Raw genomic sequence first — 25690 nt, forward strand, 5'->3', positions numbered from 1 at the left:
GGTTCGTATGGATAGGTTTTGCCAAGAATGTGGTCATAAAATAGGAAATAATGATTTTGCTTGTACAAATTGTGGTACAAGATTTTCGGATCAACAAGAAAAGAAAATAATAACAAAGAAACAGATAGTTATAAGAAGTATGATTGGTACCGTACTAGTTATACTTGTTGGATTTTCTCTATGGGCATCGAACTACTATTCAGAGAAGTCCACTATAAAGCGTTATACGGAAGCATTATCTGAAGAAAAGGTAGATAGATTAATAGATTTAACCGTTCATGAGGATGGTTCTTCTATTAAAAAAGGTGAAGCTAAAGCATTGCTTGCATTAGTGAAAAAAGAGGGAAAAAATATAATTGACCCATTAACGACGATTGAACCTAGTGGGAAATTCTTAGGTGTCTTCCAACAGTATCGCATTAAACTTAAGGATCAGTTTGTTTATACGGGAGAGATTTTTGAAGGACTCCATTTCGAGTTTAACCAAATGGAAGTTCCAATTAAGGAAGATAGTGAAGGGGTTATTTTTGGTCCTATAACTCCCGGTATTTATACTGTATCGACCAATTTGAATAACGATTTTGGTAAATCTTCTAGTAAACAAGAGCTTTACTTGACAAGTGATATGTCTAACCCTAGCTTTTTGGAATCTAACTTACCAGTTTCGCACGCGGTAATAGCTGTAGAGAATTACGATGCTAAGATGATGAAGGATATTCAAATTGTCATCAATAATAATTCATATTCAGTAAATGAGAGCGGCATTACAGAACCATTTGGACCTCTCATTCTAGATGGTGATATAAAAGCAAAGGTAATTGCTCAGTTTCCTTGGGGGGAAACGACTACAGAAGCATTTCCAATTGATCGAGATTACATTGAAGTGAAAGTAGCCCCTGTTTCTGGCAAACAAAGAGAAATTATTTCTTCCACCTTACTAACTCTCGGGGAAGAAATAGCAAATGCGAAAGCAAGTAAAACAACTACTGTATTGACCACTGCTTCTACGAATTTTAAAAAGGATTTTCAAGAAGGAGAAATTGATTACTTAATTGATGATCAACGGTATTTCAAGGGTAAGCTTAATCAATTAGATATTAACTGGAATTCCATTGGCCTAATAGATAATGAGGCGATTATATTTTTAGATGTTGCTTATAGCTTTGATGAAACCCAATATTCACTGGAGGAAGTCCCTAGCTTAGAAAATAAAATTTACCCGCAAAAAGTTTTTCTTAGCTATAATTCAAAAGAACAGAAATGGAATGTACATTCCCTAGAAAATACTTGGTCAGAAATAATCTCTACTGAAACACTATTAGGATCAGAAACTATTTATGAGCCTAATAAAGAAATGTTTCAAACAGAGAAGCTTGCATCCGTCAAAGAGGAGCTACAGAATTTCATGGAGGATTATGCCTACTATGGAGTGGCTGCCATCAATAATCGTAATATAGAGTTTGTCGACGATTATTTGTCAAAGGATGGTCCTAAGCTACAGGAATCTATTGATTATATTTTTGAGTTAGAGAAAAAAGGAATTAAGGAAGACTACATATCTTCAGTCGTAACGAATGTAGTTGATAAAGGCGATAATACATATGAGGTTACGACGACTGAAGCGTTTACAATTTATTATCCAGACAGTCAGCAGGATAAGAAATACAATACAGTTACCCTTGTAAAAAAAGTGGATAATCGTTGGCTTGTGCACCAGCTAGTCTCTACAAAGGAAATTTAAATAAGGCATATTTTTAGGGCAGTCAGTACGTAGTATTGGCTGCTTCTTGTATAGGAGGGGAAATGAGTGAAGAACTGTATAAACTGCGGAACACATATAAGTGGGGAAGAAAGATTTTGTTTAAATTGTGGTGCAAAGCTCGAATCAGTAGAAATGACTCAACCATTGAAGAAGGAGTTGACATCGAAGCAACGCAAAATGCGTAGGTTAAGTTATGTTTCTGTTCTGGTGATCGCCGTCGCGCTAATTGGAGGACACTACTTTTTACAATGGAAGTATGATGCGTCCAGGCACCTTTCAGAGATGAACAAAGCATTTTTAAAAGGTGAGAAGGAAGAATTTTTATCTTATTTTACGTTTTCAGATGAAGTAGTGAGTGATCCAGAGGGTTTTTATTCGTATGTAGAGACTGAAGGATGGGAGGGCTTACGTGAAAAACTCCTTGAAGAAGTAACTATTCTAGAAAATGATGAATTATCCAATATAATAGATGACTCCATGGGTAATAAATTCTTGTCTGTCACAAATGACTCCATCCTTTTTGGGATTTATGACAGCATATCATTTAATCTAAAACCGATTGAGGTTCATGTAGAGCTACCTTTAGATAAAACTTCTCTAGCAGTAAGAGACTTAGATGTTTCAGGTAAGCAAGGAGAGGTTAAAAGTCTAGGTAAATTTTTGCCAGGTATTTACGCTTGGAAAGCTACTGTACCAAGTGAATATGCAGTGATTGAGGATTCAGGTGATATGGCGGTAATAGGAGAAGGGGATAATACATACAAATTTATTCCTCCACTAAAAGCCGGGATGGTCTCTCTTACATCCGATGTAGAAGAGGCTGTATTATCGATTAATAACATAACCACAGAAAAATTAATAAAAGACACAAATACTATTGGACCATTTCCTTTTGATGGTACTATCCAGCTTTCGGCAGAAATAAAAGGATCAGATGGAAACGTCCTAAAGGGAACACCTGTTAAGGTTACATCAGACAATACTCATATTGAATTCGCGCATGTACAAGAAAAGCTACAAATTGACCGTGCAAATCAACTAGCAACAGAAGAAAAGAAACAACTTGTAGACATGTATGCTGAAACGGCTGCAGAGTATATTGATTCATTTAGGAATGAATTTGAATATGCTTTAAATTATGCAGATTACTCCTATATATCATCCTTTTTCCCCGCAGGAAGTGAAGCGCAGTCCATATATATGAAGGAAATAGAAAACCACGGTAAAATTGATGGCTATTACAAGTATCAGTTTCAGTCTAATACAGCTACGGGAGTAGAAGCAGTAGATGACCAAACACTCTACGTAAAAACAGCCGAAGTATTTTATTTTTATTCGGATGAAGATAATTATATCTATAAGAAAACAAAGGGATATACAGTAAAAGTTATAGATGGTGAGATGTATATATTAAATATTGAGCAATTAACGACGGATAAAGAGATTATCGATTAGTGTCTGTCCCTGTGTCACACACAATTTCCACACAATTCATTAAAAAGCAAGCAGCCGGTATATGCCAGGCTGCTTTTTTGTATATACCTATTTGACCAGTCAGTATTTAAGAATTGTTCCAATTATAGATAGCGATAAATTTTCGTATTCATATTATCTAATAGAGGCTATAAAATTAACAGTCCTATAAAAAACTTTCCTCGCTTTTTTTACAGAATAATACATAAGTTGCTGTCGAGAACAATCGAATATAGAGGAATTCTTAACTAAAAGAATGCAAATGAAGTTAATTGTCGGAATAATATGATTTATTTATTCTTGAAATATTTGTATATTTTAATAGGGGTATTAGGAATAAAGATTTACTGTTGACGCAAATGGCGTGTAAGAGAAAGCTTCCTGTCAGAATTGGCCCAAACCAACAACTGCAGTGCAAGAGAAGCAACTTGCTCTAGATTTTGTATTGGAGGTGAAGAAGAATGTAGTAATTACTTCGTAATATGCAACACACATAACACTGCTCAACGTGGGACAAAAATTTAGATACAAGCTAATATATATCAAAGCTACAAAAATGTATTCTTTGATTCAAGTAGCAATTTAAGTTTCCACTGGTAAAGCTATATCAATTGCTAGTCAATAATGCAAAAAAGTGATCATTTTCTTATCCCCACGTCATACTATTTCAAAACTCATATGTAAATTTTCTAAAAAAAGATAACAAATTTTTCAGCTTCTAATCATATAAATAGAGGCAAGCACATAGAGTGGTAGGTATTAAATTATACATTTGATACTTATTTTATTAGGAAGTGTGCGATCCTCATTAAAAGACATTAGCTTAATAAAAATCACCATTTACGCTTTAAAGTAAAAATACTTGTACTAATAGGGGGAAATTTAGTGGGGAAAAAACTAGTTTATAAGTTTTTTAAAGTGTTTTTAGTACTAGCTATGGTCTTGACGATGTTCAGTCCAATGATGACTGCATCCGCAAATGGGGAGAAAAAGCCGTTCAAGCCAAACATTCCAAGTGAAAGTACTATGGAGCTAAAGGCGGCAATAGCAGAACAAGTAAGTTTGTCGCTTAATGGACCGAAGCTTCACAAAGATTTACAAAATATTTCAGGCAATCAGGAAGTTGCTGTTATTATTCATCTATCAGAGAAACCTGTTGCGCTTGAAAAAGGAATTAATGAGTTAAAAGGAAAATCGTTCACTGCTGCTCAAGAAAGTAAGATAAGAAGTAATGTACGAGCTCAACAAACAGCTGTAAAGAAAGAGATTAACCTTAAAAAGATATCAATGAAACAAGGATATACATTTGACACAGTTTTAAATGGTTTTGCGGCGGTTGTTAAAGCGGAAGACCTACCAAAACTATTAGAAGTTAAGGGTGTAACGCTAGTAGAGCCTGATGCAATCGTTTATGCATCGGAAGCACCTCAAAAAACAAAAACTGTTAATTCCTCTATTAAAAAAGAGGGAAAAATAGATGCAAAGATGAATACAAGCATTTCATTTCTTGGCATTGAAAGACTTTGGAATGAAGGAATAGAAGGGCAAGGCATTAAGGTTGCAGTACTAGATACGGGTATTGATGCAGACCATCCAGAGTTTGCTAACATCTACAAGGGCGGAAAGAATTTCATACCTAATTCATCTACGTATACAAGACCTCGTGCAGACGATGATGCATCGGAAACTTTACCTTCCGAACGTCCTGCTGGAACTCCTGAATTTAATGTGAATGGAAGCTCATTCTATACATCTCATGGTACACATGTTGCTGGTACAATCGCAGCGATCGGGGCTAATGAGTTCGGAATCAAGGGAATTGCTCCAAAAGTAGATTTATATGCTTACCGCGTATTAGGTGCCTACGGTAGTGGATCTACTTCAGGTATCATTAAAGCTATTGATACTGCGGTATTAGAAAAAATGGATGTTATTAACCTTTCTCTTGGTGGAGGGGCTAACACTGAAACGGACAGTGGTTCTTTTGCAATTAATAATGCGATGATGGCAGGGACTATTTCTGTAATTGCTACAGGAAACTCAGGTCCTAACCGTGGGACGATGGGAACACCTGCTACTGCAAGATTAGGAATTGCTGTTGGTAACACGACTAATCCGGAAAAAATGCATAATGGACAAGTGAAAGTTACGGTTGGTGAGTATAATTTAACAAAGCAACTGCAACTAATGGGGACAACTTTTGGTACAGACGTTTCCACTCAGCTTCAAGGTGAATTTGATTTAGTTGCTGTTCCTGGAAATGGAGAAGTAAAAGATTACAATGGACTGAATGTTCAAGGAAAGATTGTTCTAGTTTCTCGAGGCGGGATTGCATTTGTCGATAAAATTGCAAATGCAAAGGAAAATGGAGCTATGGGAGCAATTATTCATAACTTTGCGGGAGGTACCGGTGCACCAAATGCCTCTGGAACATTCTTAGGAGACTCTTTTGACTTTATCCCAACGTTTGATATGTCTCAAACAGACGGGGACGCAATTCGTGCAGCATTAGTAAACGGATCAGGGAAGGTTTCATTCGGGAACTTTGGTTCTACACAAACTACTGGGGATGATGTGAACAGCTCAAGCTCACGTGGGCCATCTACTCCTAACTTTGATATTAAACCTGATGTGAGTGCACCGGGTACAAACATTATGTCTACAATACCTATGTACAAAGCAGATTTCCCGGAAGCGGTGTATGGTGAAGCTTATGATCGTAAAACAGGAACATCTATGGCAACTCCTCATATTGCAGGGATTGCGGCTCTTGTTAAACAAGCAAATCCGACATGGAATGCTTTCGATGTAAAGGTTGCGCTTTCCAATACAGCTAAAATTCTAGACAAGACCAAATTTGATGTGTTTTCGCAAGGCGCTGGCCGTGTAGATGCGTATGCAGCTGCTCATCCAAATGTACTTGCGTATGCAATTGACACAGCTGTATTAGATGGAACTGGGGCAGTTGTTGAAAATTTGAAAGGGACGGTCACATTTGGTCCACAATCTTTGAAGGACAAAAACCTTTCTGTTACAAAACAAATTCTAGTAAAAGATTTAAAGAATACAGGTGGAAACTATAATGTAGCTGTAGATGTTACAAAGACATTTGAGGATGCTAAAGTGACGGTTGATAAACCGACATTTACATTAGCAGGTGAGCAGTTGTTAAATGTCACGTTGACTGCTTCTAAAGTAGCAACAGCACCAAAGGGATCTGAAATTCTAGGTTATATCCGTATTAACGGTGGAGGTTCAGAGGTTTCATTACCATTTGCTGCAGACTTTTCTACTGTTACAGCACCTGCTACAGAAATTAAAGATATGTCTATTACAGAAACAGACCTTTCCTTTAATGGAGATGGTGTGAAGGACACAGCTAACCTTTCATTCACATTAACTGGTCCTGTGGCAACAAACTATATCGAACTTTGGGATATTATGAATCCTGAAGGCGGGGAGTATGGAGACGGTTACATCGGATATTTACATGCAGGTGATTCACTTGCAGCAGGTAAGTGGACGCTACCGATTACTGGTGAATACAAACCTTGGGGTACTGCACCTGCAACAACTATTCCAGACGGTCTGTACACAATTGACTTTACTGGTCAAACAACAACAGGAGCAATCATTGGTGATTATGTAGGCCCTATCGTTGTTAAGACCACCAAACCAGCAATTGCAGGCTCTGTGAAGGACGGAGTGGCAACCGGGAAAGTAACGGACAAATATATTACGTATAACGAAGAATTATATTTATACGGGTTAGAATATGATTTGAATACAAAACTAAATGCTTCCTATGTTGCAACTGTAAACGGAGTACCTGCTGCGCCTGTAAAATTCAATTTAGCACAGGACGGGTCATTCACATTCCCAGTGGCAACAGGAACTAACTCTATCAAAGTAGTTGTCCAAGATGCTGCAGGTAATGTAGGAGAAGCGTTAATCTATGAAAATAACAATCCTGATCCAGAACCAGTAGTAACACTAGCTGTTAATCCATCTAAACTTGATTTAGAAACTGGTAAAACAGCTCAACTTTCGGTTATAGAAACATCTACTCCAGCAGAAGGAACAGCGACTGATAAGGATGTATCTGCAGAAGCTACTTACACAGTAGCGGACGAAGGTGTAGTAAAAGTTTCCAAAGGATTAGTAACAGCTGTTGCTAAAGGAACTACAACAATCACTATTACTCATGGTGCAAATACAGTAACTGTCAATGTAACCGTGAAAGATGCTGATGTGATTGTCCCTGGCGTGAAGCTAGTTGCAAACAAAACGCAAGTTGATTTGGATCCTAAAAAAGAATTCCAACTGAATATTAAAGAGGTAACAACAACTGCAGATGGTAAAACAAAACAACAGGATGTAACGAAAGCTGCAACATACAAAGTAGCAGATACAAAAGTTGTTTCTGTGAAGAATGGTTTAATCACAGCTAAAAATGCAGGTAGTACAACAATCACCGTTAAATACGGGAAAAATGAACTGACTATTAATGTGAACGTGATAGAACCAGTCGTGACATTGACTGCGAACAAGACTGAGCTTAATTTGGATCCAGGAAAAGAAGCTCACTTAACGATTAAAGAAGTAACAACTGGAGCAGATGGAAAAACAAAAACAGTTGATGTAACGAAGGCTGCAACGTATAAAGTTGCAGACAATAAAGTAGTTTCAGCAAAAGAAGGATTAGTAATTGCTAAAAATCCAGGAAGTACAACAATTGCAGTTAAATATGGTAAAAATGAGTTAAATGTGAATGTTACAGTTACAGAGCCAGGAGTAACATTGACAACAAACAAAACACAAATTGATCTAGAGCCAGGCAAAGAATCACAACTAGTTATTAAAGAAGTTACAACAGATGCGGACGGAAAAACAAAGCAGAAGGATGTAACAAAATCTGCAACGTATCAAGTAGCAAACGGTAATGTAGCTTCTGTTAGCAATGGCTTAGTGATAGCGAAAAGTGCAGGAGAAACAACAATCACAGTTAAGTATGGTAAAAATGAATTAAAGGTAAATGTCACAGTTACAGAACCAATTATCACTCTGACTACAAACAAATCAGAGGTTAATCTGGAACCAGGCAAGGAATCTCAACTGAAGATCAAACAAGTAACAACTTCAGCAGATGGAAAAACAAAAGAGGTTGATGTAACAAGCTTTGCAACGTATAAAACTGCCAATAACAAAGTGGCAACGGTAAGCGGTGGCTTAATCAAGGCTAAAGGTGCGGGCACTACAACCATTACAATAAAATACGGTAAAAATGAATTAACTGTAAATGTAACTGTAACTGAACCTGAAGTAACATTAACTGTTGATAAAACAGAAGTTAGTCTAGGGTCAGGAAAAGAAGTGCAATTAAAAGTGAAGGAAATTACAACAACAGCAGATGGAAAAACAACAGAAAAAAATGTTTCCGCATCTGCAAAATACAAAGTAGCTGATAGTAAAGTTGCTTCTGTAACTAACGGCTTAGTAAGAGGAAAAGCGGCAGGAACTACAACAATTAACGTTAAATATGGCAAAAATGAATTGACAGTAAACGTGTCGGTCATTGAACCAAAAGTCACATTAAGTGTGGATACTAACCAATTGAATTTAGAAAAAGGTAAAGAAGCTCAGCTGACTGTTAAAGAAATAACGACAACGGCAGATGGAGAAACAACAGAAAAAGACGTTACAACATCTGCAAAATATAAAGTAGCAGCTACTAAAGTAGCTTCTGTTACTAATGGTTTAGTATTAGCAAAAGCAACAGGAGAAACAACTATTACTGTGATCTATGGTAAAAATGAGCAAACAGTAAATGTATCTGTTTCAGAACCAGAAGTAACTATTAAAGCAGATAAAACGCAAGTGGATCTAAAACCAGGTAAGGAATTACAACTAACTATTACAGAAGTTACGACATCTGCAGATGGGCAAACATCTGAAAGAGATGTAACAATAGCTGCTTCATACAAAACAGATAATAATAAAATTGCCTCTGTCACTAGTGGACTAGTAAGAGCAAAGAGCATTGGAGAAACAATGGTCACTGTTAAGTATGGTAAGCACACAATTATCATTAGCGTAGTAGTTTCTGAACAAGGGAAATTGGGTAGTGAATCGGTTAATAGCGAATTATTCCTACTTCCTGAAGTTCCTACACCAATATTCGAGGATAAAATTGCAAGTTAATTAAAATGGAAAAGGAGTATCAGACGTGAAATCGTCGGGCTACTCCTTTTTTATGTGAAAGTGGGTTACATTGTGTCTGTCCCTGTGTAACACACAATTTCAATACAATTCTTTTGTTTCCATCCCTGTGTCCAAAAACAATTCGAAGGGTTTTGTAGGTTTTAATGAAAGAAATGAAAAGCGGTATTAAATCCGCTTCTCGTGATTTCTCATTTTCCGCATCAGCCGTATAAACAGGTAAATATAAAGTAGGATCACTCCTGTTACAAATGCCAACGCTATCTTCGAGAATAAAGTATGGTTCCAAGTAAGGAACAAACCAGTTTGCGCAACAAGCATACATACAAAAATAGTGATATAGAAATACAACATCCTTTGGTACATGTTTTTTATAGAGGATGGGTCAGAATAGATTCGTTTATCGCCAATTGCATTTTTGTCTGCACGAAAATAATGATACTGCGAAATCACGGTTTCGATATGCTCCCATCCAGAATGTTTATAGAGCTCAAAATACTCCTCACCCGCATCCTGAAAGTCTAATTGATAAATATAAGATTTCTCGTTGTCTACTTCAAAATAGTAAAAGAAAGATTTGTATTTGAAAAAATGTAATCCTTTAGAAGACATTTCCGTAAGCCACTTTGCTTCTTTTTCAATGTCATTGGCAAGAAAGATCTTAAATTTCTTAATCGATTTCATCTTGTTTCGCTCCTTTCAAAATATCATTGCTGATTGTCAGCATCTTTTTTATACGTTCATATTCAAGGCTAAAACTAGTCTGACCCTCGTTAGTAAGTTGATAAATCTTCTTTTGCCTGCTCTCTTTTTCAGCTGTCACTAGTTCAATGAGCTTCTGCTTTTGCAAATTAGTCAGCACACCATACAAAGTACCAGGCGCTAAAACAATTTCTCCATCACTATATTGTTCGATTTTCTTGATAATTCCGTAGCCATGCAGCGGCTCTTTAGTTAAAGCCAATAAAACTAAATAGGTGGACTCGGATAGGGGTTGCATTCAATCACCTCTTTTTATATCGATACTCGATATATCGTTAGTCATAGTATATGATTCAATATATCGAGTGTCAAGGTATTAATAATGAAATTTCCAAAAGAATCAGACAGTATTAAAACCATCAACTGTTCGTTTTCAACACAAAGAAGGAATGAACCTGACGAATATTCATAAAAAGTAGTTGAATTACAGAGCAATAATGTTGTACGTTAAAGAGGTAACATTAGGGGGGGCAGATGATGGATAATCAATACTTCGTAGGTTGGGGGACTTTGGCGTTGATAAACGCTGGCCTTGCACAAGGGAAGAATAGAACGGGGTTAAATTGGTTTTTTCTTTCTCTTATATTAGGTCCATTGGCAACACTAATTTTGTTGTTTGTTGAAAAGAGACAGTAGTTTATTTAATAAATGTAAGCCGTCAATTAAAGTTCGGCTTATTTTTACTTCCACATTACTAACGTACAGAAAAGCTTAGTACCAGTTTCAACAAAAAAACAGCATTCCAGAAGAATTTGAAATGCTGTCTAAAGAATTATTTTGTTAGATTTATTAGCTCATAGTTTAAAGTATGAAGTTTTGCTGTTGCTTCCCCGATTGATTCTAGTAATTTATTTTCCTCGAAGATAGAAGAAACAATTTCTTCTGTTGCTGCACTGTTTTGCTGGGATGCTGCCGATAGCATGTCAACTTCCCCTAATAATTGTGTGAACTGATCATTCACTTTTTCGATTGCCAGTACACTCTGCTTCACATTGGTATGTGAAATATCACTTGATAGCTTGACGTTGTTAAAGACGGCAGATATATCATCTAATAATTTGTGACCTTCTATAGCTGCTGTTTGTCCATGAAGTGATTGCTCTTGAGCAGCTGCTGATTTGGTGAAAAGCAGGGTTGTAACTTCTGTAATTTTAGATGCCGTTACTGCACTTTCTTCTGCTAACTTTCTGACCTCATCTGCCACTACTGCAAAGCCTTTCCCATGTTCACCTGCACGAGCTGCTTCGATAGCTGCATTCAGTGCCAATAAGTTCGTTTGGTCAGCAACGCTTTTAATGCCCGCTAGTAAATCATTCACCCTCTGTAAGCTATGTTGTAATTCATCCATTGTAGTAACCGTCATACTCATGGAATCACTTAATACACCCATATGCTTCGTCACCTGTTCCACACTATGCGTATTTCTTGATAATTGCTCGTTTACTTTTTCTGAATGTTCCATTGCCTCTTGGGATAATTCCACAGTTTGCGAAAGCTCTGATTTCGAATCATGCATTACATTATGCATTGCAAAAATCATTTCTGCCTCACTTTGAATAGACTCGGCAATTTGTTGTGTGGAGTCTAAAATTGTATTACTCACAGAGGCTAACGAATTTGATGTGTTTTTGACTTCTTCTGTTTCCGTTTCTAATATATGAGCGCTTTTTTCAATCATTATTACTAATTGCTTTGTTTCTTCGAGTAGCTTATTTGCCTCTAGCTCACCCTTTTGCGATTCGGTAACTAATTCGCCACCCCACTCATTTAATTTATTTAACATATATAAAATTCCGTTAAAAATAAAGAATGTGGTTAGGAAATAAGCGAACGTGTTGTTTACGCCTAAAAATTTATCGGGCACTAAAACGTAAAGTAGTATGAGATAAACGTTAAAAATAAGCCCATAGATAGTTAATACTTTTCGTTCAAAATAAACGGCTGCCATCACAATTGTTATGAAAAGTAAGTAGTGCTTGGTTATTCCATAGCCATCTAATATGAATAAGGCAAATACTACTGTGCCATTTAAGGTTGCAAATAAAATTGCCTTCATCAAATGGGGGAGCTTTAAAAAATAATTTAAGCATGCCAACGCCATAACAATGACACCAGTTATCACATAACTTTTTGATTCAGAAAATCCATGATTATAGAGTGGGGGGATTAAAATCAGTATGACCATAATACATGTAATTTGTAAGTTTAACTGATGAACCTTTTGAAGATTAAATGAGAATGGTGCCTTTTGCATTGCGATTTTCCTCCATTTATATAGTATTTTGAAAATTTAATATATTACAATAATATCATAAATAGGTAAAAATTCATGGTGTTTTTGTACTATTTGTTTGTATTATTTCAATTTTTTATGGTTATATAGTTGGTAGGTGGTTTCTGGAAGATACAAAAAAAGTAGCCAGGAAATATCCTGACTACTTCTTAAATGAATTGTTTGTTACAAGGATAGATACACTACCCTAGATTCTTTCAAAAATCACCTTGTAAGAAACAATGAAATTTCTGGGAATATAATAATCAACACGAGTACTATCGCAAAGATGGCAAAGAACGGGATGACTCCTTTTATTACCCTGTCGACTTTTTCCTTGGATATTGCACTGACGACGAAGAGATTTAGTCCTACAGGTGGTGTGATCATACCGAGTTCCATGTTCACTACCATGATTATTGCAAAGTGGATAACGTTGATATCCAGCGTTGTAATGATTGGTAGAAGGATAGGCAGAGTGATTAAAATAATCGCAGTTGGTTCTAAGAACATCCCTAGGATGAAGAATAAAACGCTTACAATTATTAAGAATGTCCATTTATTAAAGCCGCTTTCGCTTACCCATGATGCGAACCCTTGAGGAATTTGTTCGGTTGTTAAGAACATTCCTAGTATGAGTGCTGCAGCGATGATTAAAAATATCATGGAGGTAGTGGTAATGGACTCATTTAATATGTGTTTAAATTTAGCCCAGTTCAATTCCCTGTATACGAAAATAGAGATGATAATCGCGTATAGGGATGCTAGGAAGGATGCTTCTGTTGGTGTAACGACCCCGCTATAGATTCCGCCTAATATAACAACAGGCATTATTAGACCCCATACTGCTTTTAACGTTGGTCTCCATCTATCTTTAAGAGGGACTTTCTCTAACCCACCATAGCCCTTGCGATGTGCAACAATTACCGCATAAACCATTAAGGATAGCCCAAGTAATATACCGGGTAAGATCCCTGCAGAGAATAGCTTTCCAGTGGATTGTTCAGATACGGAACCATATAGAATAAGTGGGATGGAAGGAGGAATTAAGATTCCTAATGTACCCGCAGCAGCTACTAATCCCATGGAATATGTTTTATCGTATCCTGCTTTCACCATCATAGGAATCATTATTGCTCCGATTGCCGCAGCAGTAGCCGGGCTTGATCCAGAAATAGCTGCAAAAATCATACAAGTTAGCACCGTTACAACAGATAACCCGCCTTTTGTATGTCCAACCCAGGATTTGATACATTCTATTAAATATTTGGAGATACCCCCCTTTGCCATGACCAATCCAGCAAAAACGAAACCTGGTATAGCCATCAGCGTTGTACTATTTACCCCTGTAAACATTTTTTGAATGACCGTATCCAGCGAGAAGTCTACTAAATAGAGTCCAAAAATACTGGAGACTACTAAGCTTATAGCAATAGGGACTCTCAAGAAGGCTAAAACAAATAGTAATCCAATGACGATTATTGCTTCCATTCTAAATCACCTCCATGAGTAATTTCCTCATGCTTCACAAAGAATCTATATGCTTTTTCACAGAAGCGGATAAGTAATAAAACCCCAGCAATCGGCATGATCAAATAGTTGATCCAAATAGGGAACCCAAGATCTATTGTTTTAATCTGCTGATCGTATGCAGTAAGAACCATATTAAAACCTGTCCATATGATGAATATACTGAAACCAATCCCTATGATAAAAATGATGGCTTGAGAGACTTTTTTCATAGTAGGACCAAACTTATCATAAAATAGTTCGATGGCAATATGTTTATCTTCTTTTAAGGCTGTAGAAAAGCCTATGAAAATTGCCCATACAAGGAGCATCGTATAAACCTCGGTTGCCCAGCTTTGGGAAGCTCCCATGACGTATCGCATAAAGACGGAGTATAGACTAATACCAATTCCTAAAAGGAATAAAATACCAGATAAAGCGCTTTCAATAAAGTTTAAAACTTTCAATCAGATTCCTCCCCTATTAGTTTATGTATTTCGGATACAGGATTACAAGGTACATCATAATACAGTATATTTGAAAAAACAATATAAAATTCTAATAATACTAAATATTATAATTTTTCTTTACTTTCAGTTTTCGGTGTGATAATTTGTAAGTGAGTTGTATCCAAAGTACAGAGTAATAGATTTCGATCAACTTGTTTAAGAGGTTAAGTAGTTAGAAGGTCACCTGAAAGTACTTCGTTGTCCAAGATGCTTTCACTTTTTTGTAAGCCCTTTCATTTCAGGGTGTAAGAAAAATACTAAAAAACAATAGGGGGAAAAAGGATGAAAAAGTTTGCATTATCTTTATTTGTTTTAATTTCAGTTATCTTTCTAGTAGCCTGCCAAGGTGACGATGAAAAAATACCGGTCTCTGGTGAAGCTAGTGACGGAGTACAAGAAATGAAAATTAAATTTGCACATGTTGTAGCTGAGAACACCCCGAAACATAAAGGGGCTTTAAAAATGAAGGAATATATTGAAAAAGAATCAGGTGGAAAAATTGAAGTTGAAATTTATCCAAACAGTTCATTATTCGGTGATCAGGATGAGTATCAAAACTTAGTAGCCAATAATATTCAATTTATAGCACCAGATTTAACAAAGTTCGTTGGTAATAATCCACAATTTAATGTTCCGGCTCTTCCTTTTATGTTTGATGATGATGACGAAGCCATTGCTTTCTGGGATGGGGAAAAAGGTAAAGAGGTTTTAGCAAGCCTTAAAAATGATGGGGTAATTGGATTATCCATGTGGCCAAATGGAGGAAAGCACTTGACCAATGGTAAACGTTCAATCAGTTCTCCGGAAGACTTAAAAGGATTGAAATTCCGTACACAAGGCGGGCAAGTACTCGAATCTATCTATCATGCTTTGGGTGCAGGTTCTGAATCGATCCCATTTGGAGAGTTATATACTGCATTAGACCAAGGGGTAGTAGATGGGCAAGAAAATACATTTAGTAATATTGAATCTAAAAAATTTGATGAAGTACAAAAGTATATGACAGTAATGAATCATACACGTGTGGATTATGCTGTTTTCACTAATACAAAATTCTGGGATAGCATGAATGAAGCAACGAAAAAAATAGTGGAAGATGGTTTGGCTGCTGGTACAGAGGTAGCACGTGCAGAAGCTAAAAGCCTGAATGAAAAAGCATTGGAAACGATTAAGGAAAGAGGAAATGTTGAAATCGTGGAATTAACGCCAGAGCAAGTGGAAGAATTCCGTAAGGTTTTGGAGCCGATTTACAAAGAATATGAAGAAGAAATTGGAGCGGATGTAATCGAAGCAGCACGTGAGGCTGCTAAATAGATTACTAGATTACTAAAAATAGAATTGAAAAAGTTGGTGTTATAACCGACTTTTTCAATTTACATAGAGTAAAAAAGGATGGCGAGAAAAGATGGTAACAAAAACATTAGTAGATCATTGCTTATCAACTTCTTTTGAACAAATACCAGAGGATGTGAAGCTTCATGGAAAAAGAAGCTTACTAAACTGGATGGGGGTTGCCATTGGAGCTTCAAGGCATCCGTCTATTGAAATGATGTTGGACGTAACAAAAGAATTGCAATCGGCAGAGCAAGTTTCTGTATTCGGAAGAGAAGAAAAAGTGGATTTATTAATGGCAGCATTAATAAATGGGACGTCTTCTCATATTTTTGATTACGATGATACGCATTTAGATACTATCCATCATCCTAGTGGACCAGTAGCTCCAGTCGTTTTTGCGTTAGGAGAAAACTTAGGGTTGAGTGGAGAGGAAATCTTGCACGCGTTTATATTAGGCTGCGAAGCAGAATTAAGAATCGCCAATGCGGTTTATCCAAGTCATTATCAGCTAGGCTGGCATATTACAAGCTCTACGGGGGTTTTTGGTGCAGCAATCGCAGCAGGTATTTTATTGAAGCTAGATTCTGAAAAGCTGGTTTGGGCTTTAGGTATAGCAGGGACACAAGCATTTGGTCTAAGAGATGTATTTGGAACAATGACTAAACCATTCCATCCTGGAAAAGCTGCACAAAATGGCTTGCTAGCAGCGTTATTGGCAAAGAGAGGTTTTACGAGCTCTGAAATGATTTTAGAATCGAAGCGTGGGTTTGCTAATGTGTTAGCTCCGGAGCATGACTTAGAAAAAGTGAATGTGAACTGGGGAGAGGAATGGGAGCTATTAAAAAATAGTTTTAAGCCATATGCTTGCGGGATTGTTCTTCACCCTACAATTGATGCATGCGTTTATTTACATAAACGAGCTTCAGCTGATCAGCTAGATTCAATTGAGTTAACGGTTAATCCTTATGTACTGGAGTTAACTGGTAAGGAAACTCCACAGACAGGGCTAGAAGGAAAGTTCAGTGTTTATTTTACAGCTGCAATAGCATTCCTTGATGGCGATGCAAGTGAAAAACAATATACAGATGAAAAGGTAAAAGATGAAAAAATTATAGAAGTGCAAAACAAAATTCGTGTAGTGATAGACGAAAACCTGAAAGAAGATGAGGTCGAGCTAGCTGCATTATTAACAGATGGAACTACAGTAACGCACAAAGTTTTGCATGCAAAAGGTAGCATTGATAACCCCATGCAAGAAGATGAGCTTCTGACCAAATTCGGTAGCCTTGTCGAAGAGCATATGGGAAAAGGCACAACAGACAGTATGGCTCAGTTTCTCTTAGACATAGATAAATATTCTAATATAAACGAACTTATTGTTCTGAATAACAAAGGAAATGGTGTACAAATATAAAACGTTAGGAGAATGGCTATGAACAAAGAGAGATTTGAAAAAGGATTAGAAATAAGACGAAGTGTCCTTGGAGCAGAGTACGTTGATAATTCTATTAATAATGCAACAGATTTCAATATGCCGATGCAAGAATTAGTAACTGAATACTGTTGGGGAGAAGTTTGGGCTAGACCTGGCCTTCCGAAGAAAACGAGAAGCATGATAAATCTCGCTATGATTACTGCTTTAAACCGACCGCATGAGTTAAAGCTTCATGTGCGAGGAGCTATTAATAACGGTGTAACGAAAGAAGAAATTCAAGAAGTGTTACTACAAACTGCTATATATTGTGGAGTGCCAGCAGCGATCGATAGCTTTAGAACTGCAAAAGAAGTGTTAGATGAAATAGATAAAGAACAACAATAGAGAACAAATACCGGTGCAAATTTTTTTACATTATTTTTGGATACAAAATACATGACGGAGGTCTTAGATGAACTTTCCCAAGAGTGTACAGATAAATGAAGTAGTTCTACGAGATGGTTTACAGCTAGAAAAGAAAATCGTAAGTGTGGAAGAGAAAAAATTACTTTTTGATCAGTTAGTAAAAGCTGGTGTGTCAACTATTGAGTTTGGATCATTCGTCCATCCCAGATTAGTACCGCAAATGGCAAACAGCGGTGAATTGTATTCGCTTGTTGCAGATGAATACAAAGAACTCTCACTGATTGCTTTAATCCCTAACTTAAGAGGGGCAGAAATTGCTCATTCACACGATGTGAAAGAAGTAAATTTTGTTTTCTCCGCAAGTGATACGCATAACTTGCAGAATGTGCATAAAACAACGGCAGAATCACTAAAGGAATTAAAAGAAATTCAAGACTTTTGTTTAAAGAAAAATATTCTGTTAAGCGTTTCTATCGCAACTACCTTTGGTTGTCCTTTTGAGGGTGAGGTACCAGTTGAAAGGATTAAAAGTGTATTAGCTGAAGTAATAGCTATACAAGTTAACAAGATTTCATTAGCAGACACAACTGGGATGGCAAATCCGAAACAAGTGTATGATTTGTTGATTGGTTTACGTAGTGATTTTCCTGGACAGAAATTTAACCTGCATTTTCATAACACAAGAGGAATGGGACTTTCCAATATTCTTGCAGCTATGGAAGCAGGAGTAGACAGTTTTGACGCATCATTAGGCGGGCTAGGCGGTTGTCCATTTGCACCGGGTGCAACAGGGAATGTCTGTACGGAGGACGTCGTACACATGCTCCACAGTATGGGGATTGAAAGTGGTCTATCCTTAGATAACTTACTAGAGGCGTCCAAGACACTCACCAAAATAGTAGAACATGAGACTCCAAGCTATATAAGAAGTGCAGGACCGTACAATCGTAAATACCCAGTTCCTACTATAACTAAATAATTTGGAGGATACATTCATGACAAATTGGAAGACGATAATAGTGAACGAGGAGTACAGTGCTGAAAATGTTTATATCATTGAATTGAATAGACCAGAAGCGATGAATTCCTTAAATACATTAATGGCAAACGAGCTGATTGAATGCCTGAAGGAATTACGAGAAAAAGAGGATTTACGTGTTTTGATCCTAACGGGAAGCGGTGAAAAAAGCTTCTGCGTGGGAGCAGATCTAAAAGAAAGAAAAGGTATGACGAACAAGCAGTGGAAGCAACAGCACGATATTTTTGAAGATGCATACGGATTGTTACGAAACTTTCCATATCCAGTAATCGCAGCAGTCAATGGTTTTGCGCTTGGTGGTGGAATGGAAATGCTCTTAAGCTGTGACCTTCGTTATACGGCAGACCATGTGAAGATGGGATTGCCGGAAGTGACATTAGGAATTATTCCAGGTGTAGGTGGGACGCAGCTTTTACCAAGAGCGATTCCGGTTAGTTTAGCAAAGGAGTTTTTATTTAGAGGAAATAAGATAGATGCACAAAAAGCGCTAGAGTCAGGAATTATAAATGGCGTATTTGCTAAGGAAGAGCTCCTGACAGGTACTTTAGAAATTGCAAAAGAAATTGCTGGAAATGCACCGCTATCACTAAAAGCAATTAAACAAGCAGTTAATAATGGGCTTCAAACAGATATTAACACAGCGTTAACGATCGAGTTAGACCAATATTATAAATGTGCCAATTCAGAAGATAGATTAGAAGGAGTCCTATCCTTTAATGAAAAACGAAAACCAAACTGGCAAGGAAAATAAGGGAGGAATTACGAATGGTATTAAGCACACAGGAAGATATAAATCTTATTAGGAAAAGTGTCCGTTCTCTATGCGAAAAGTTTCCGGAAGATTACTGGAAAGAAATAGATAAAAAGCAGGAGTATCCCGAGAAATTTATAAAAGCTTTAACTGACGAAGGGTGGTTATCGGTATTAATACCCGAAGAATATGGCGGGGCGGGCCTTGGTATGATCGAGGCGGGAATAATACTAGAAGAAATTAATCGCTCTGGAGGAAATGCAGGCGCTGGGCATGCACAGATGTACACAATGGGAGCTGTTCTTCGCCATGGAAACGAAGAACAAAAGAAAAGGTTTCTACCGAAAATTGCAAGTGGAGAACTACGTCTTCAAGCCTTTGGTATTACAGAGCCAACTGCTGGTAGTGATACCACGAGCATAATTACTACAGCTGAGCGTCAAGGAGACAAATATATAGTAAATGGGCAAAAGATCTGGACATCTCGAGCTAACTACTCGGACTTAATGCTATTACTGGCAAGGACTACACCAAAAGATAAAGTAGCCAAAAAGACGGATGGGTTAAGTCTATTCATTTTAGATATGCAAGACCAAAAAGATCGAATTACGATTCGTAACATTGAAACGATGATTAATCATGCTACGACGGAAGTGTTCTTCGAGAATGTTGAGATTCCGGTTGAGAATCTAATAGGAGAAGAAGGGAAAGGCTTCCGATACGTATTAAGTGGGATGAACGCAGAGCGTATTTTAATCGCTTCAGAAAGTGTTGGGGACGGCTTGTATTTTATCGATAAGTCAGTGAAATATGCAAACGAGCGTGAAGTTTTTGGTAGACCTATTGGCCAAAATCAAGGGGTACAATTTCCAATTTCTCGATCTTATATGGAGATTGAAGCAGCTAAGCTGATGAGAGATAAAGCAGCAAACATGTTCGATGCAAACGAAAACTGTGGGGCAGAGGCAAACATTGCAAAATATTTAGCCTCCGAAGCAACATGGAAAGCAGCGAATGCTGCCATGGACACATTTGGTGGCTACGGATTTGCTACTGAATATCATATTGAACGAAAGTTTAGGGAGGCGAGACTATTCGTAATTGCTCCTGTAACTAATAATCTTGTTGTCAGCTATGTAGGTCAGCACGTCCTAGGATTACCGAGATCGTTTTAAAGCATTCAGGGTGACTGATGCTATGACCCCTAAAAAGGAGAATGAGCAAATGGAGTTAAGTAAGGCTTTGGCAAAATACAGTGTTGACATGACCTACGAAAAGCTTCCTGCAGAGGTAATATCGTTTACGAAGCTATGTATACTGGATTATTTCGGATCAGCTATAGCTGGTTCGGATAAACCACCAATTCAAATGATTAGTGATTTAATAGATGAAATGGGAGGCAAGGAGCAAGCTAGCCTCTTTACTGGAGGGAAAACCTCCGTCTTACAGGCAGCTTTAGTGAATGGGGCATCCAGTCATGTCGTGGAACTAGACGACATCCATAAGGGATCTATTATCCATGCGGCAACAGTAGTTATTCCAGCTGCGTTAGCGATTGCGGAGTGGAAAGAATTATCTGGCAGGGACTTAATTACAGCTATCGTTGCCGGCTATGAAGTTTGTTTTAGAATCGGAGAAGCAGTTTCTCCGTCCCACTATTATTATTGGCATAATACAGCTACATGCGGAACTTTTGGAGCAGCTATTGCGGCGGCTAAACTACTTCAGCTTACAGAGGAAGAAACGGTGCATGCATTAGGTAATGCAGGTACACAGGCAGCTGGTCTGTGGGAGTTTATAGAGGATGGAGCAATGACCAAGCAGCTTCATTCAGGAAAAGCATCTATGAACGGCATTCTTGCAGCACTTTTAGCTCAAAAAGGGTTTACTGGACCGCTTAAAATCCTGGAGGGTAATCGTGGATTCTTTAAAGCCATGAGTGACGAGTATGACGTGACGAAAATAACAGAAGGTTTAGGTTCAGAGTTTAAAATAATGGAAAATTCCTTTAAGATTCATGCTTCCTGTCGTCATACGCATCATGCCATCGATTTGTTAATAGAAGTCTTCAAAGAGAACAATCCAAAATTTGAAGAAATTGAGTCAATAACAGTGAAGTCATACAAGGCAGCTATAGATATAACAGATAATGACGATCCGAAGACCGAGTATGCAGCTAAATTTAGCTTACAATTTTGCTCGGCATTGGCAATATTAAAAGGCAGCGCCGGTTTAACAGATTTTAATGAGTCTACATTATGGGACAGTCAAATACGGGCGCTTTTGAAGCGAGTAAACGTAGGGATAGACTCGAGGATCGATGCAAGTTATCCAGAAAAATGGGGCTCTATGGTCGAGGTTGTTTTAACAAATGGAGAGATTATTTCTAAAGAGACGGACTTTCCAAAAGGAGACCCTGAAAATGCGGTTACTTCAGATGAACTTATTGAAAAGTTTAAGCACATGACAGGACAACATCCACCGGAAAATAAACAACAAATTATTGATAGCATCTTAGAACTAGAAATCATGGACAATATATCAGCCCTGATGGTTGAAGTGTAAAGGGATATTTGTTAAAGAGAGAGGGGTGCAAGGATGGAAGAAAATTATAAGAATAAAAATGAATTGATACAATCTATTCAAACGAATCTTCAATCGCTTAGTAGTAGTGAGTTAAACCAAATATCGTATTTACTCTCTCTTTATCAAACACCTTTTGAAAATAGAGATACAAAAGATATACCTATGCATTTTTTAGGAAGATTTTTAGGGATAACACAAAACTCAGATGGAACAACCAAAATGGAGCTTGGAATTCAAAATGAGAATACATATGGAGTTGCGCAAGGTGGAGCCATTTATACGCTTTGCGATGTTGCAATAGGATTTAGTATATTAAGCAATTTAAAAGAAGACGAAAAGGTTTTTACTCTGGAATTAAAAGTTAACTTTATTAAAAAGGGGCAGGGCGCTTATTTGTTAGCAAGTCCTTCTATACTTTATCAAGGAAAAAGCACAGTCGTTTCAGAGTGTAATATCACAGACGAAAATGGGGATTTAGTAGCCAAGGGGCTTGGTACATTTTATATTGTTCGGGATAAAAAGAGAGGGGAGGACGAAGTATGAGCGTAATTCTTTATGAGACGGTAGTGGACCAGGTTGCAGAGATGTGTAAGAAATCGAATTATAACTTAGGTGATGATGTTTACACTGCTTTTAAGCAGGCGTTAAATACCGAAAAATCGGAAACTGGTAAAGAGATTCTTTCCCAATTAATCGAAAACGCTGATATTGCAAAAGCAGAACAAGTTCCGATGTGTCAGGATACGGGAACCGCAGTTTTTATCGTAGAACTAGGGCAAGGGTGTCAGATTGTTGGGGGGAGCCTAGTGCAAGCGATTAATGAAGGAGTCTCCAAAGGCTACAAGGACGGTTATTTGAGAAATTCAATCATTTATAATCCCTTAAATCGGAAAAATACAGGAAATAATACACCTGCTGTGATTCATATTGAACTTGTGGAAGGGGATGAGCTTACACTTCATATGACGGCCAAAGGTGGAGGAGCAGAAAATATGAGTGATTTGAAAATGCTGAAGCCTTCTGCAGGAATGGATGGTGTAAAGGACTATATTCTATCTATCGTAAAAGAAGCAGGGCCGAATGCATGTCCTCCTCTTGTTGTTGGAGTTGGTGTTGGAGGGAACTTTGAACGATGCGCTTACTTAGCAAAAAAATCTTTGTTTCGACCAATAGGAGTACGGCATCAGGATCCGGTTATTGCACAATTAGAACAAGAGCTGATGGATGAGATTAATAGACTTGGTATTGGTCCTCAAGGTATGGGGGGAAGTACAACAGCATTGGATGTAAAGGTTGAAGTAGAATCTTGCCATATAGCGGCACTACCGGTAGCTGTCAATCTTAACTGCCATGCCAGTCGCCATCAAACTATTACGTTAACGTGAGGAGAGCTACTGTGCAGAAAAAAGTTAACCTACCTTTACAAGAGGCAGATTTGATTTCTTTAAGAGCAGGAGATCGTGTTTTATTGTCAGGCGTTGTTTATACAGCCAGAGATGCGGCTCACAAAAGAATGATTGAGCAAGAAATTGAAGGGATACCTTTTCCTATCGACCTCACCAATCAAGTTCTTTACTATGTTGGCCCAACTCCTGGTAGACCTGGAGAAGTTATTGGTTCAGCTGGCCCTACGACTAGCGGGAGAATGGACGCATATACGCCGAGGCTACTGGAAGCAGGACTAAAAGGCATGATTGGGAAAGGATATCGCAGTGAGGAAGTAAAGCAGGCGATGAGAACAAATAAAGCCATCTACTTTGGAGCAGTTGGAGGAGCAGCAGCATTAATAGCACGTTCCATCAAATCATCAGAAGTGATTGCGTATGAAGACTTAGGTACAGAGGCCATTAGAAAGTTAACGGTAGAGAACTTTCCTGTATTTGTTATAAATGATATTCATGGTGGGGACCTTTACGAAGAGGGAACAGCCAACTTTAAGCAATAGACGGTTGAAATCTATTTGAAAAGAAGGGATAACCTTAATGAGAGTTGGAATTATTGGCTTAGGTAACATGGGTGGCAGGATGGCTAAGAGGCTTTTGGAACAAGGAGTAGAAGTAGGGATCTTCGACGTTAATAAAGAATTTATGCGAACATATGCCAGCTTTGGTGCAGAAGAAGCAGAGAGTCCAGCTGATTTAGCAAGTAAATTTCAATATGTTATAACGGTGCTCCCTAATGTATATATCGTGAAGGAAATATTAGTTGGTGAGGAAGGATTGATGAAGGGGTTCAGCTCAAATAGCTTACTTATAGAAATGACTACTTCCATTCCCTCTGAAACGAAAGAAATAAACAAAATGATGAAACATGCAGGATTTAGAATGATAGATGCTCCAGTCAGTGGAGGAGTAAAAAAAGCAGAGGAAGGCACATTGTCGATAATGGTTGGAGGAGACCCATCGAATTTTGCAGAAGTTGAACCTCTATTAGAAAAGATCGGGCAGAATGTCATTCACGTAGGTGATATTGGAGCAGGCCACACGGTGAAAGCACTTAACAATATGATTTCAGCAGCAACCTTGGCGGTAACAGGAGAAGCAATTGCTCTTGGTGTAAAGCTTGGTTTAGATCCAACTAAAATGCTAAGCGTGATTAATACTAGCACTGGAAAAAGCTTCTCGAGTGATTTTAAATTTCCGAACCAAGTATTAACTAGAAACTTCGAAGTAGGATTTACACTAGATTTAATGGTGAAGGACTTAAAAATTGCGATGAGCATGGCCGAAGATGAAAAGGTACCTATGTTTATATCAAGTGCCTCCTATCAATTATGGAAGCAGGCTTGGTCAGAAGGTAAAGGAAACGAAGACCATACAACTATAGTAAAGCACATAGAAGAAATGTTTGATGTAGAAATAAAAGCATAAATGCATTGTTAACTCCAAATATATTAGGAAGATACTATGGGAACTCAAGGAGCATATTATGGATAAATTAAAACTTACAGAGTTAGATCGATCTACCTTACAGTTTAAAGTTACTACTAAATTAAGAGATTTAATATTAAGAGGAGAATTTAAGATGGGAGACCGTCTTATGCAAGAAGAGTGGGCAGCGAAGTTAGGGGTAAGTAGAATGCCTCTGCGAGAAGCCTTGAAACAGCTTGAGGTAGAAGGGCTCGTTCGAATGGAGCCAAGAAGAGGTGCAATCGTCACACCTATTTCTATTGATGATATTGAAGAGATTTATCAGCTGAGAGCCATGCTAGAGGGAGAGGCTGCCGTAAAGGCGCTACCTTTTATAGACGAAGAGGACATTAGAGATTTAGAGGAACTATATGAGCAGATGATTCAATTAGATCATAGCGAGACAGACATGGAAAAGTACATGAAAATGAATGCAGATTTCCACCAAATAATTATAGAAGCATGCCCTTGGAGACGGATTAAAGGGTACATCGATACACTGTGGAAAGGGATACCTCCGTATACGCCAAGTGTCCTAGTGGACCATCTAGCAGAGTCTCATAAGGAGCATAGCCTAATGGTGAAATATGTTAAAGAAAATGACCATATTAAATTAAGGGATGTAATCGAGACACATATTCTTCGTACGAAAGATAACTTAATAAAAATGATTGAAATGAGTGGAAGACAGTAAGTAAAAGGTAGGCATGGAAGGGGAAATATA

The 25690-nt window shown here is 37.7% G+C and carries 21 protein-coding genes; 16 read left to right on the top strand and 5 right to left on the bottom strand.

Going from position 1 to position 25690, the window contains the following annotated elements; translation table 11 throughout:
- Positions 1 to 7 precede the first annotated feature (7 nt).
- From NSQ95_RS03515 to NSQ95_RS03525, 3 genes are all read left to right on the top strand, one after another.
- Complete coding sequence (locus NSQ95_RS03515; protein WP_342560282.1) at positions 8 to 1741, top strand: hypothetical protein; 1734 nt, start codon at positions 8 to 10, stop codon at positions 1739 to 1741.
- Positions 1742 to 1807: 66 nt separating this feature from the next.
- Complete coding sequence (locus tag NSQ95_RS03520) at positions 1808 to 3217, top strand: hypothetical protein (RefSeq protein ID WP_342560283.1); 1410 nt, start codon at positions 1808 to 1810, stop codon at positions 3215 to 3217.
- 903 nt (positions 3218 to 4120) lie between these two features.
- On the top strand, positions 4121 to 9436 hold the full coding sequence (locus NSQ95_RS03525; protein ID WP_342560284.1) for a S8 family serine peptidase: 5316 nt from the start codon (positions 4121 to 4123) through the stop codon (positions 9434 to 9436).
- Between the two features lie 186 nt (positions 9437 to 9622).
- On the opposite strand, the gene NSQ95_RS03530 is transcribed toward NSQ95_RS03525, so the two are convergent.
- On the bottom strand, positions 9623 to 10138 hold the full coding sequence (locus NSQ95_RS03530) for a DUF2812 domain-containing protein (RefSeq protein WP_342560285.1): 516 nt from the start codon (positions 10136 to 10138) through the stop codon (positions 9623 to 9625).
- Positions 10125 to 10454, bottom strand: a complete 330-nt coding sequence (locus tag NSQ95_RS03535) for a PadR family transcriptional regulator (RefSeq protein ID WP_342560286.1) — start codon at positions 10452 to 10454, stop codon at positions 10125 to 10127. The genes NSQ95_RS03530 and NSQ95_RS03535 overlap by 14 nt, the downstream gene beginning before the upstream one ends.
- A gap of 236 nt (positions 10455 to 10690) precedes the next feature.
- Between NSQ95_RS03535 and NSQ95_RS03540 the strand changes: the two genes are divergently transcribed.
- Complete coding sequence (locus tag NSQ95_RS03540) at positions 10691 to 10852, top strand: hypothetical protein (protein WP_342560834.1); 162 nt, start codon at positions 10691 to 10693, stop codon at positions 10850 to 10852.
- 136 nt (positions 10853 to 10988) lie between these two features.
- Here NSQ95_RS03540 and NSQ95_RS03545 read toward each other — a convergent pair whose 3' ends face one another.
- The 3 genes from NSQ95_RS03545 to NSQ95_RS03555 all read right to left on the bottom strand — a co-directional run bounded on the left by NSQ95_RS03545 (position 10989) and on the right by NSQ95_RS03555 (position 14464).
- Positions 10989 to 12470 carry a methyl-accepting chemotaxis protein gene (locus tag NSQ95_RS03545; RefSeq protein WP_342560287.1) on the bottom strand — a complete coding sequence of 494 codons (1482 nt, stop codon included), beginning with the start codon at positions 12468 to 12470 and terminating at the stop codon, positions 10989 to 10991.
- A gap of 243 nt (positions 12471 to 12713) precedes the next feature.
- A complete protein-coding gene (locus NSQ95_RS03550) occupies positions 12714 to 13979 on the bottom strand; it encodes a TRAP transporter large permease (RefSeq protein WP_169360699.1) in 1266 nt (421 codons plus the stop codon).
- Positions 13967 to 14464: a TRAP transporter small permease gene (locus NSQ95_RS03555; protein ID WP_169360698.1), complete on the bottom strand. Its 498-nt coding sequence runs from the start codon at positions 14462 to 14464 to the stop codon at positions 13967 to 13969. The genes NSQ95_RS03550 and NSQ95_RS03555 overlap by 13 nt, the downstream gene beginning before the upstream one ends.
- A 324-nt stretch (positions 14465 to 14788) precedes the next feature.
- On the opposite strand from NSQ95_RS03555, the gene NSQ95_RS03560 reads away from it, so the two are divergent.
- The 12 genes from NSQ95_RS03560 to NSQ95_RS03615 all read left to right on the top strand — a co-directional run bounded on the left by NSQ95_RS03560 (position 14789) and on the right by NSQ95_RS03615 (position 25660).
- On the top strand, positions 14789 to 15820 hold the full coding sequence (locus NSQ95_RS03560; protein ID WP_342560288.1) for a DctP family TRAP transporter solute-binding subunit: 1032 nt from the start codon (positions 14789 to 14791) through the stop codon (positions 15818 to 15820).
- A 91-nt stretch (positions 15821 to 15911) separates the two neighbouring features.
- Entirely contained in the window at positions 15912 to 17255 is a 1344-nt protein-coding gene (locus NSQ95_RS03565) for an MmgE/PrpD family protein (protein ID WP_342560289.1), read from the top strand.
- Between the two features lie 18 nt (positions 17256 to 17273).
- On the top strand, positions 17274 to 17660 hold the full coding sequence (gene pcaC / locus NSQ95_RS03570; RefSeq protein WP_251552552.1) for a 4-carboxymuconolactone decarboxylase: 387 nt from the start codon (positions 17274 to 17276) through the stop codon (positions 17658 to 17660).
- 67 nt (positions 17661 to 17727) lie between these two features.
- On the top strand, positions 17728 to 18660 hold the full coding sequence (locus NSQ95_RS03575) for a hydroxymethylglutaryl-CoA lyase (protein WP_342560290.1): 933 nt from the start codon (positions 17728 to 17730) through the stop codon (positions 18658 to 18660).
- Positions 18661 to 18676: 16 nt separating this feature from the next.
- Complete coding sequence (locus NSQ95_RS03580; RefSeq protein WP_342560291.1) at positions 18677 to 19471, top strand: enoyl-CoA hydratase-related protein; 795 nt, start codon at positions 18677 to 18679, stop codon at positions 19469 to 19471.
- 14 nt (positions 19472 to 19485) lie between these two features.
- The gene (locus NSQ95_RS03585) at positions 19486 to 20646 is read left to right on the top strand and encodes an acyl-CoA dehydrogenase family protein (protein ID WP_251552555.1); all 1161 of its coding nucleotides are present in this window, start codon (positions 19486 to 19488) and stop codon (positions 20644 to 20646) included.
- 49 nt (positions 20647 to 20695) lie between these two features.
- The gene (locus NSQ95_RS03590) at positions 20696 to 22036 is read left to right on the top strand and encodes an MmgE/PrpD family protein (RefSeq protein WP_342560292.1); all 1341 of its coding nucleotides are present in this window, start codon (positions 20696 to 20698) and stop codon (positions 22034 to 22036) included.
- A 33-nt stretch (positions 22037 to 22069) separates the two neighbouring features.
- Entirely contained in the window at positions 22070 to 22600 is a 531-nt protein-coding gene (locus NSQ95_RS03595) for a PaaI family thioesterase (protein WP_342560293.1), read from the top strand.
- Entirely contained in the window at positions 22597 to 23442 is an 846-nt protein-coding gene (locus NSQ95_RS03600) for a fumarate hydratase (RefSeq protein ID WP_169360689.1), read from the top strand. Before NSQ95_RS03595 ends, NSQ95_RS03600 begins: the two co-directional genes overlap by 4 nt.
- A gap of 11 nt (positions 23443 to 23453) precedes the next feature.
- The gene (locus NSQ95_RS03605; protein WP_251552558.1) at positions 23454 to 24002 is read left to right on the top strand and encodes a Fe-S-containing hydro-lyase; all 549 of its coding nucleotides are present in this window, start codon (positions 23454 to 23456) and stop codon (positions 24000 to 24002) included.
- A 37-nt stretch (positions 24003 to 24039) separates the two neighbouring features.
- On the top strand, positions 24040 to 24927 hold the full coding sequence (locus NSQ95_RS03610; protein WP_342560294.1) for an NAD(P)-dependent oxidoreductase: 888 nt from the start codon (positions 24040 to 24042) through the stop codon (positions 24925 to 24927).
- 58 nt (positions 24928 to 24985) lie between these two features.
- Positions 24986 to 25660: a GntR family transcriptional regulator gene (locus NSQ95_RS03615; protein ID WP_342560295.1), complete on the top strand. Its 675-nt coding sequence runs from the start codon at positions 24986 to 24988 to the stop codon at positions 25658 to 25660.
- Positions 25661 to 25690: the final 30 nt, after the last annotated feature.

Source organism: Psychrobacillus sp. FSL W7-1457 (assembly GCF_038593405.1).
Taxonomy (GTDB): domain Bacteria; phylum Bacillota; class Bacilli; order Bacillales_A; family Planococcaceae; genus Psychrobacillus.

Excerpts from the sequence above, each read along its gene's own strand:
- NSQ95_RS03545 (WP_342560287.1), bottom strand. The coding sequence starts at position 12,470 with ATGCAAAAGGCACCATTCTCATTTAATCTTCAAAAGGTTCATCAGTTA.
- NSQ95_RS03600 (WP_169360689.1), top strand. The coding sequence starts at position 22,597 with ATGAGCGTAATTCTTTATGAGACGGTAGTGGACCAGGTTGCAGAGATG.
- NSQ95_RS03610 (WP_342560294.1), top strand. The coding sequence starts at position 24,040 with ATGAGAGTTGGAATTATTGGCTTAGGTAACATGGGTGGCAGGATGGCT.
- NSQ95_RS03615 (WP_342560295.1), top strand. The coding sequence starts at position 24,986 with ATGGATAAATTAAAACTTACAGAGTTAGATCGATCTACCTTACAGTTT.
- NSQ95_RS03540 (WP_342560834.1), top strand. The coding sequence starts at position 10,691 with ATGATGGATAATCAATACTTCGTAGGTTGGGGGACTTTGGCGTTGATA.
- NSQ95_RS03595 (WP_342560293.1), top strand. The coding sequence starts at position 22,070 with ATGGAAGAAAATTATAAGAATAAAAATGAATTGATACAATCTATTCAA.
- NSQ95_RS03565 (WP_342560289.1), top strand. The coding sequence starts at position 15,912 with ATGGTAACAAAAACATTAGTAGATCATTGCTTATCAACTTCTTTTGAA.
- NSQ95_RS03550 (WP_169360699.1), bottom strand. The coding sequence starts at position 13,979 with ATGGAAGCAATAATCGTCATTGGATTACTATTTGTTTTAGCCTTCTTG.
- NSQ95_RS03560 (WP_342560288.1), top strand. The coding sequence starts at position 14,789 with ATGAAAAAGTTTGCATTATCTTTATTTGTTTTAATTTCAGTTATCTTT.
- NSQ95_RS03580 (WP_342560291.1), top strand. The coding sequence starts at position 18,677 with ATGACAAATTGGAAGACGATAATAGTGAACGAGGAGTACAGTGCTGAA.
- NSQ95_RS03535 (WP_342560286.1), bottom strand. The coding sequence starts at position 10,454 with ATGCAACCCCTATCCGAGTCCACCTATTTAGTTTTATTGGCTTTAACT.
- NSQ95_RS03590 (WP_342560292.1), top strand. The coding sequence starts at position 20,696 with ATGGAGTTAAGTAAGGCTTTGGCAAAATACAGTGTTGACATGACCTAC.
- NSQ95_RS03585 (WP_251552555.1), top strand. The coding sequence starts at position 19,486 with ATGGTATTAAGCACACAGGAAGATATAAATCTTATTAGGAAAAGTGTC.
- NSQ95_RS03575 (WP_342560290.1), top strand. The coding sequence starts at position 17,728 with ATGAACTTTCCCAAGAGTGTACAGATAAATGAAGTAGTTCTACGAGAT.
- NSQ95_RS03515 (WP_342560282.1), top strand. The coding sequence starts at position 8 with ATGGATAGGTTTTGCCAAGAATGTGGTCATAAAATAGGAAATAATGAT.
- pcaC (WP_251552552.1), top strand. The coding sequence starts at position 17,274 with ATGAACAAAGAGAGATTTGAAAAAGGATTAGAAATAAGACGAAGTGTC.
- NSQ95_RS03530 (WP_342560285.1), bottom strand. The coding sequence starts at position 10,138 with ATGAAATCGATTAAGAAATTTAAGATCTTTCTTGCCAATGACATTGAA.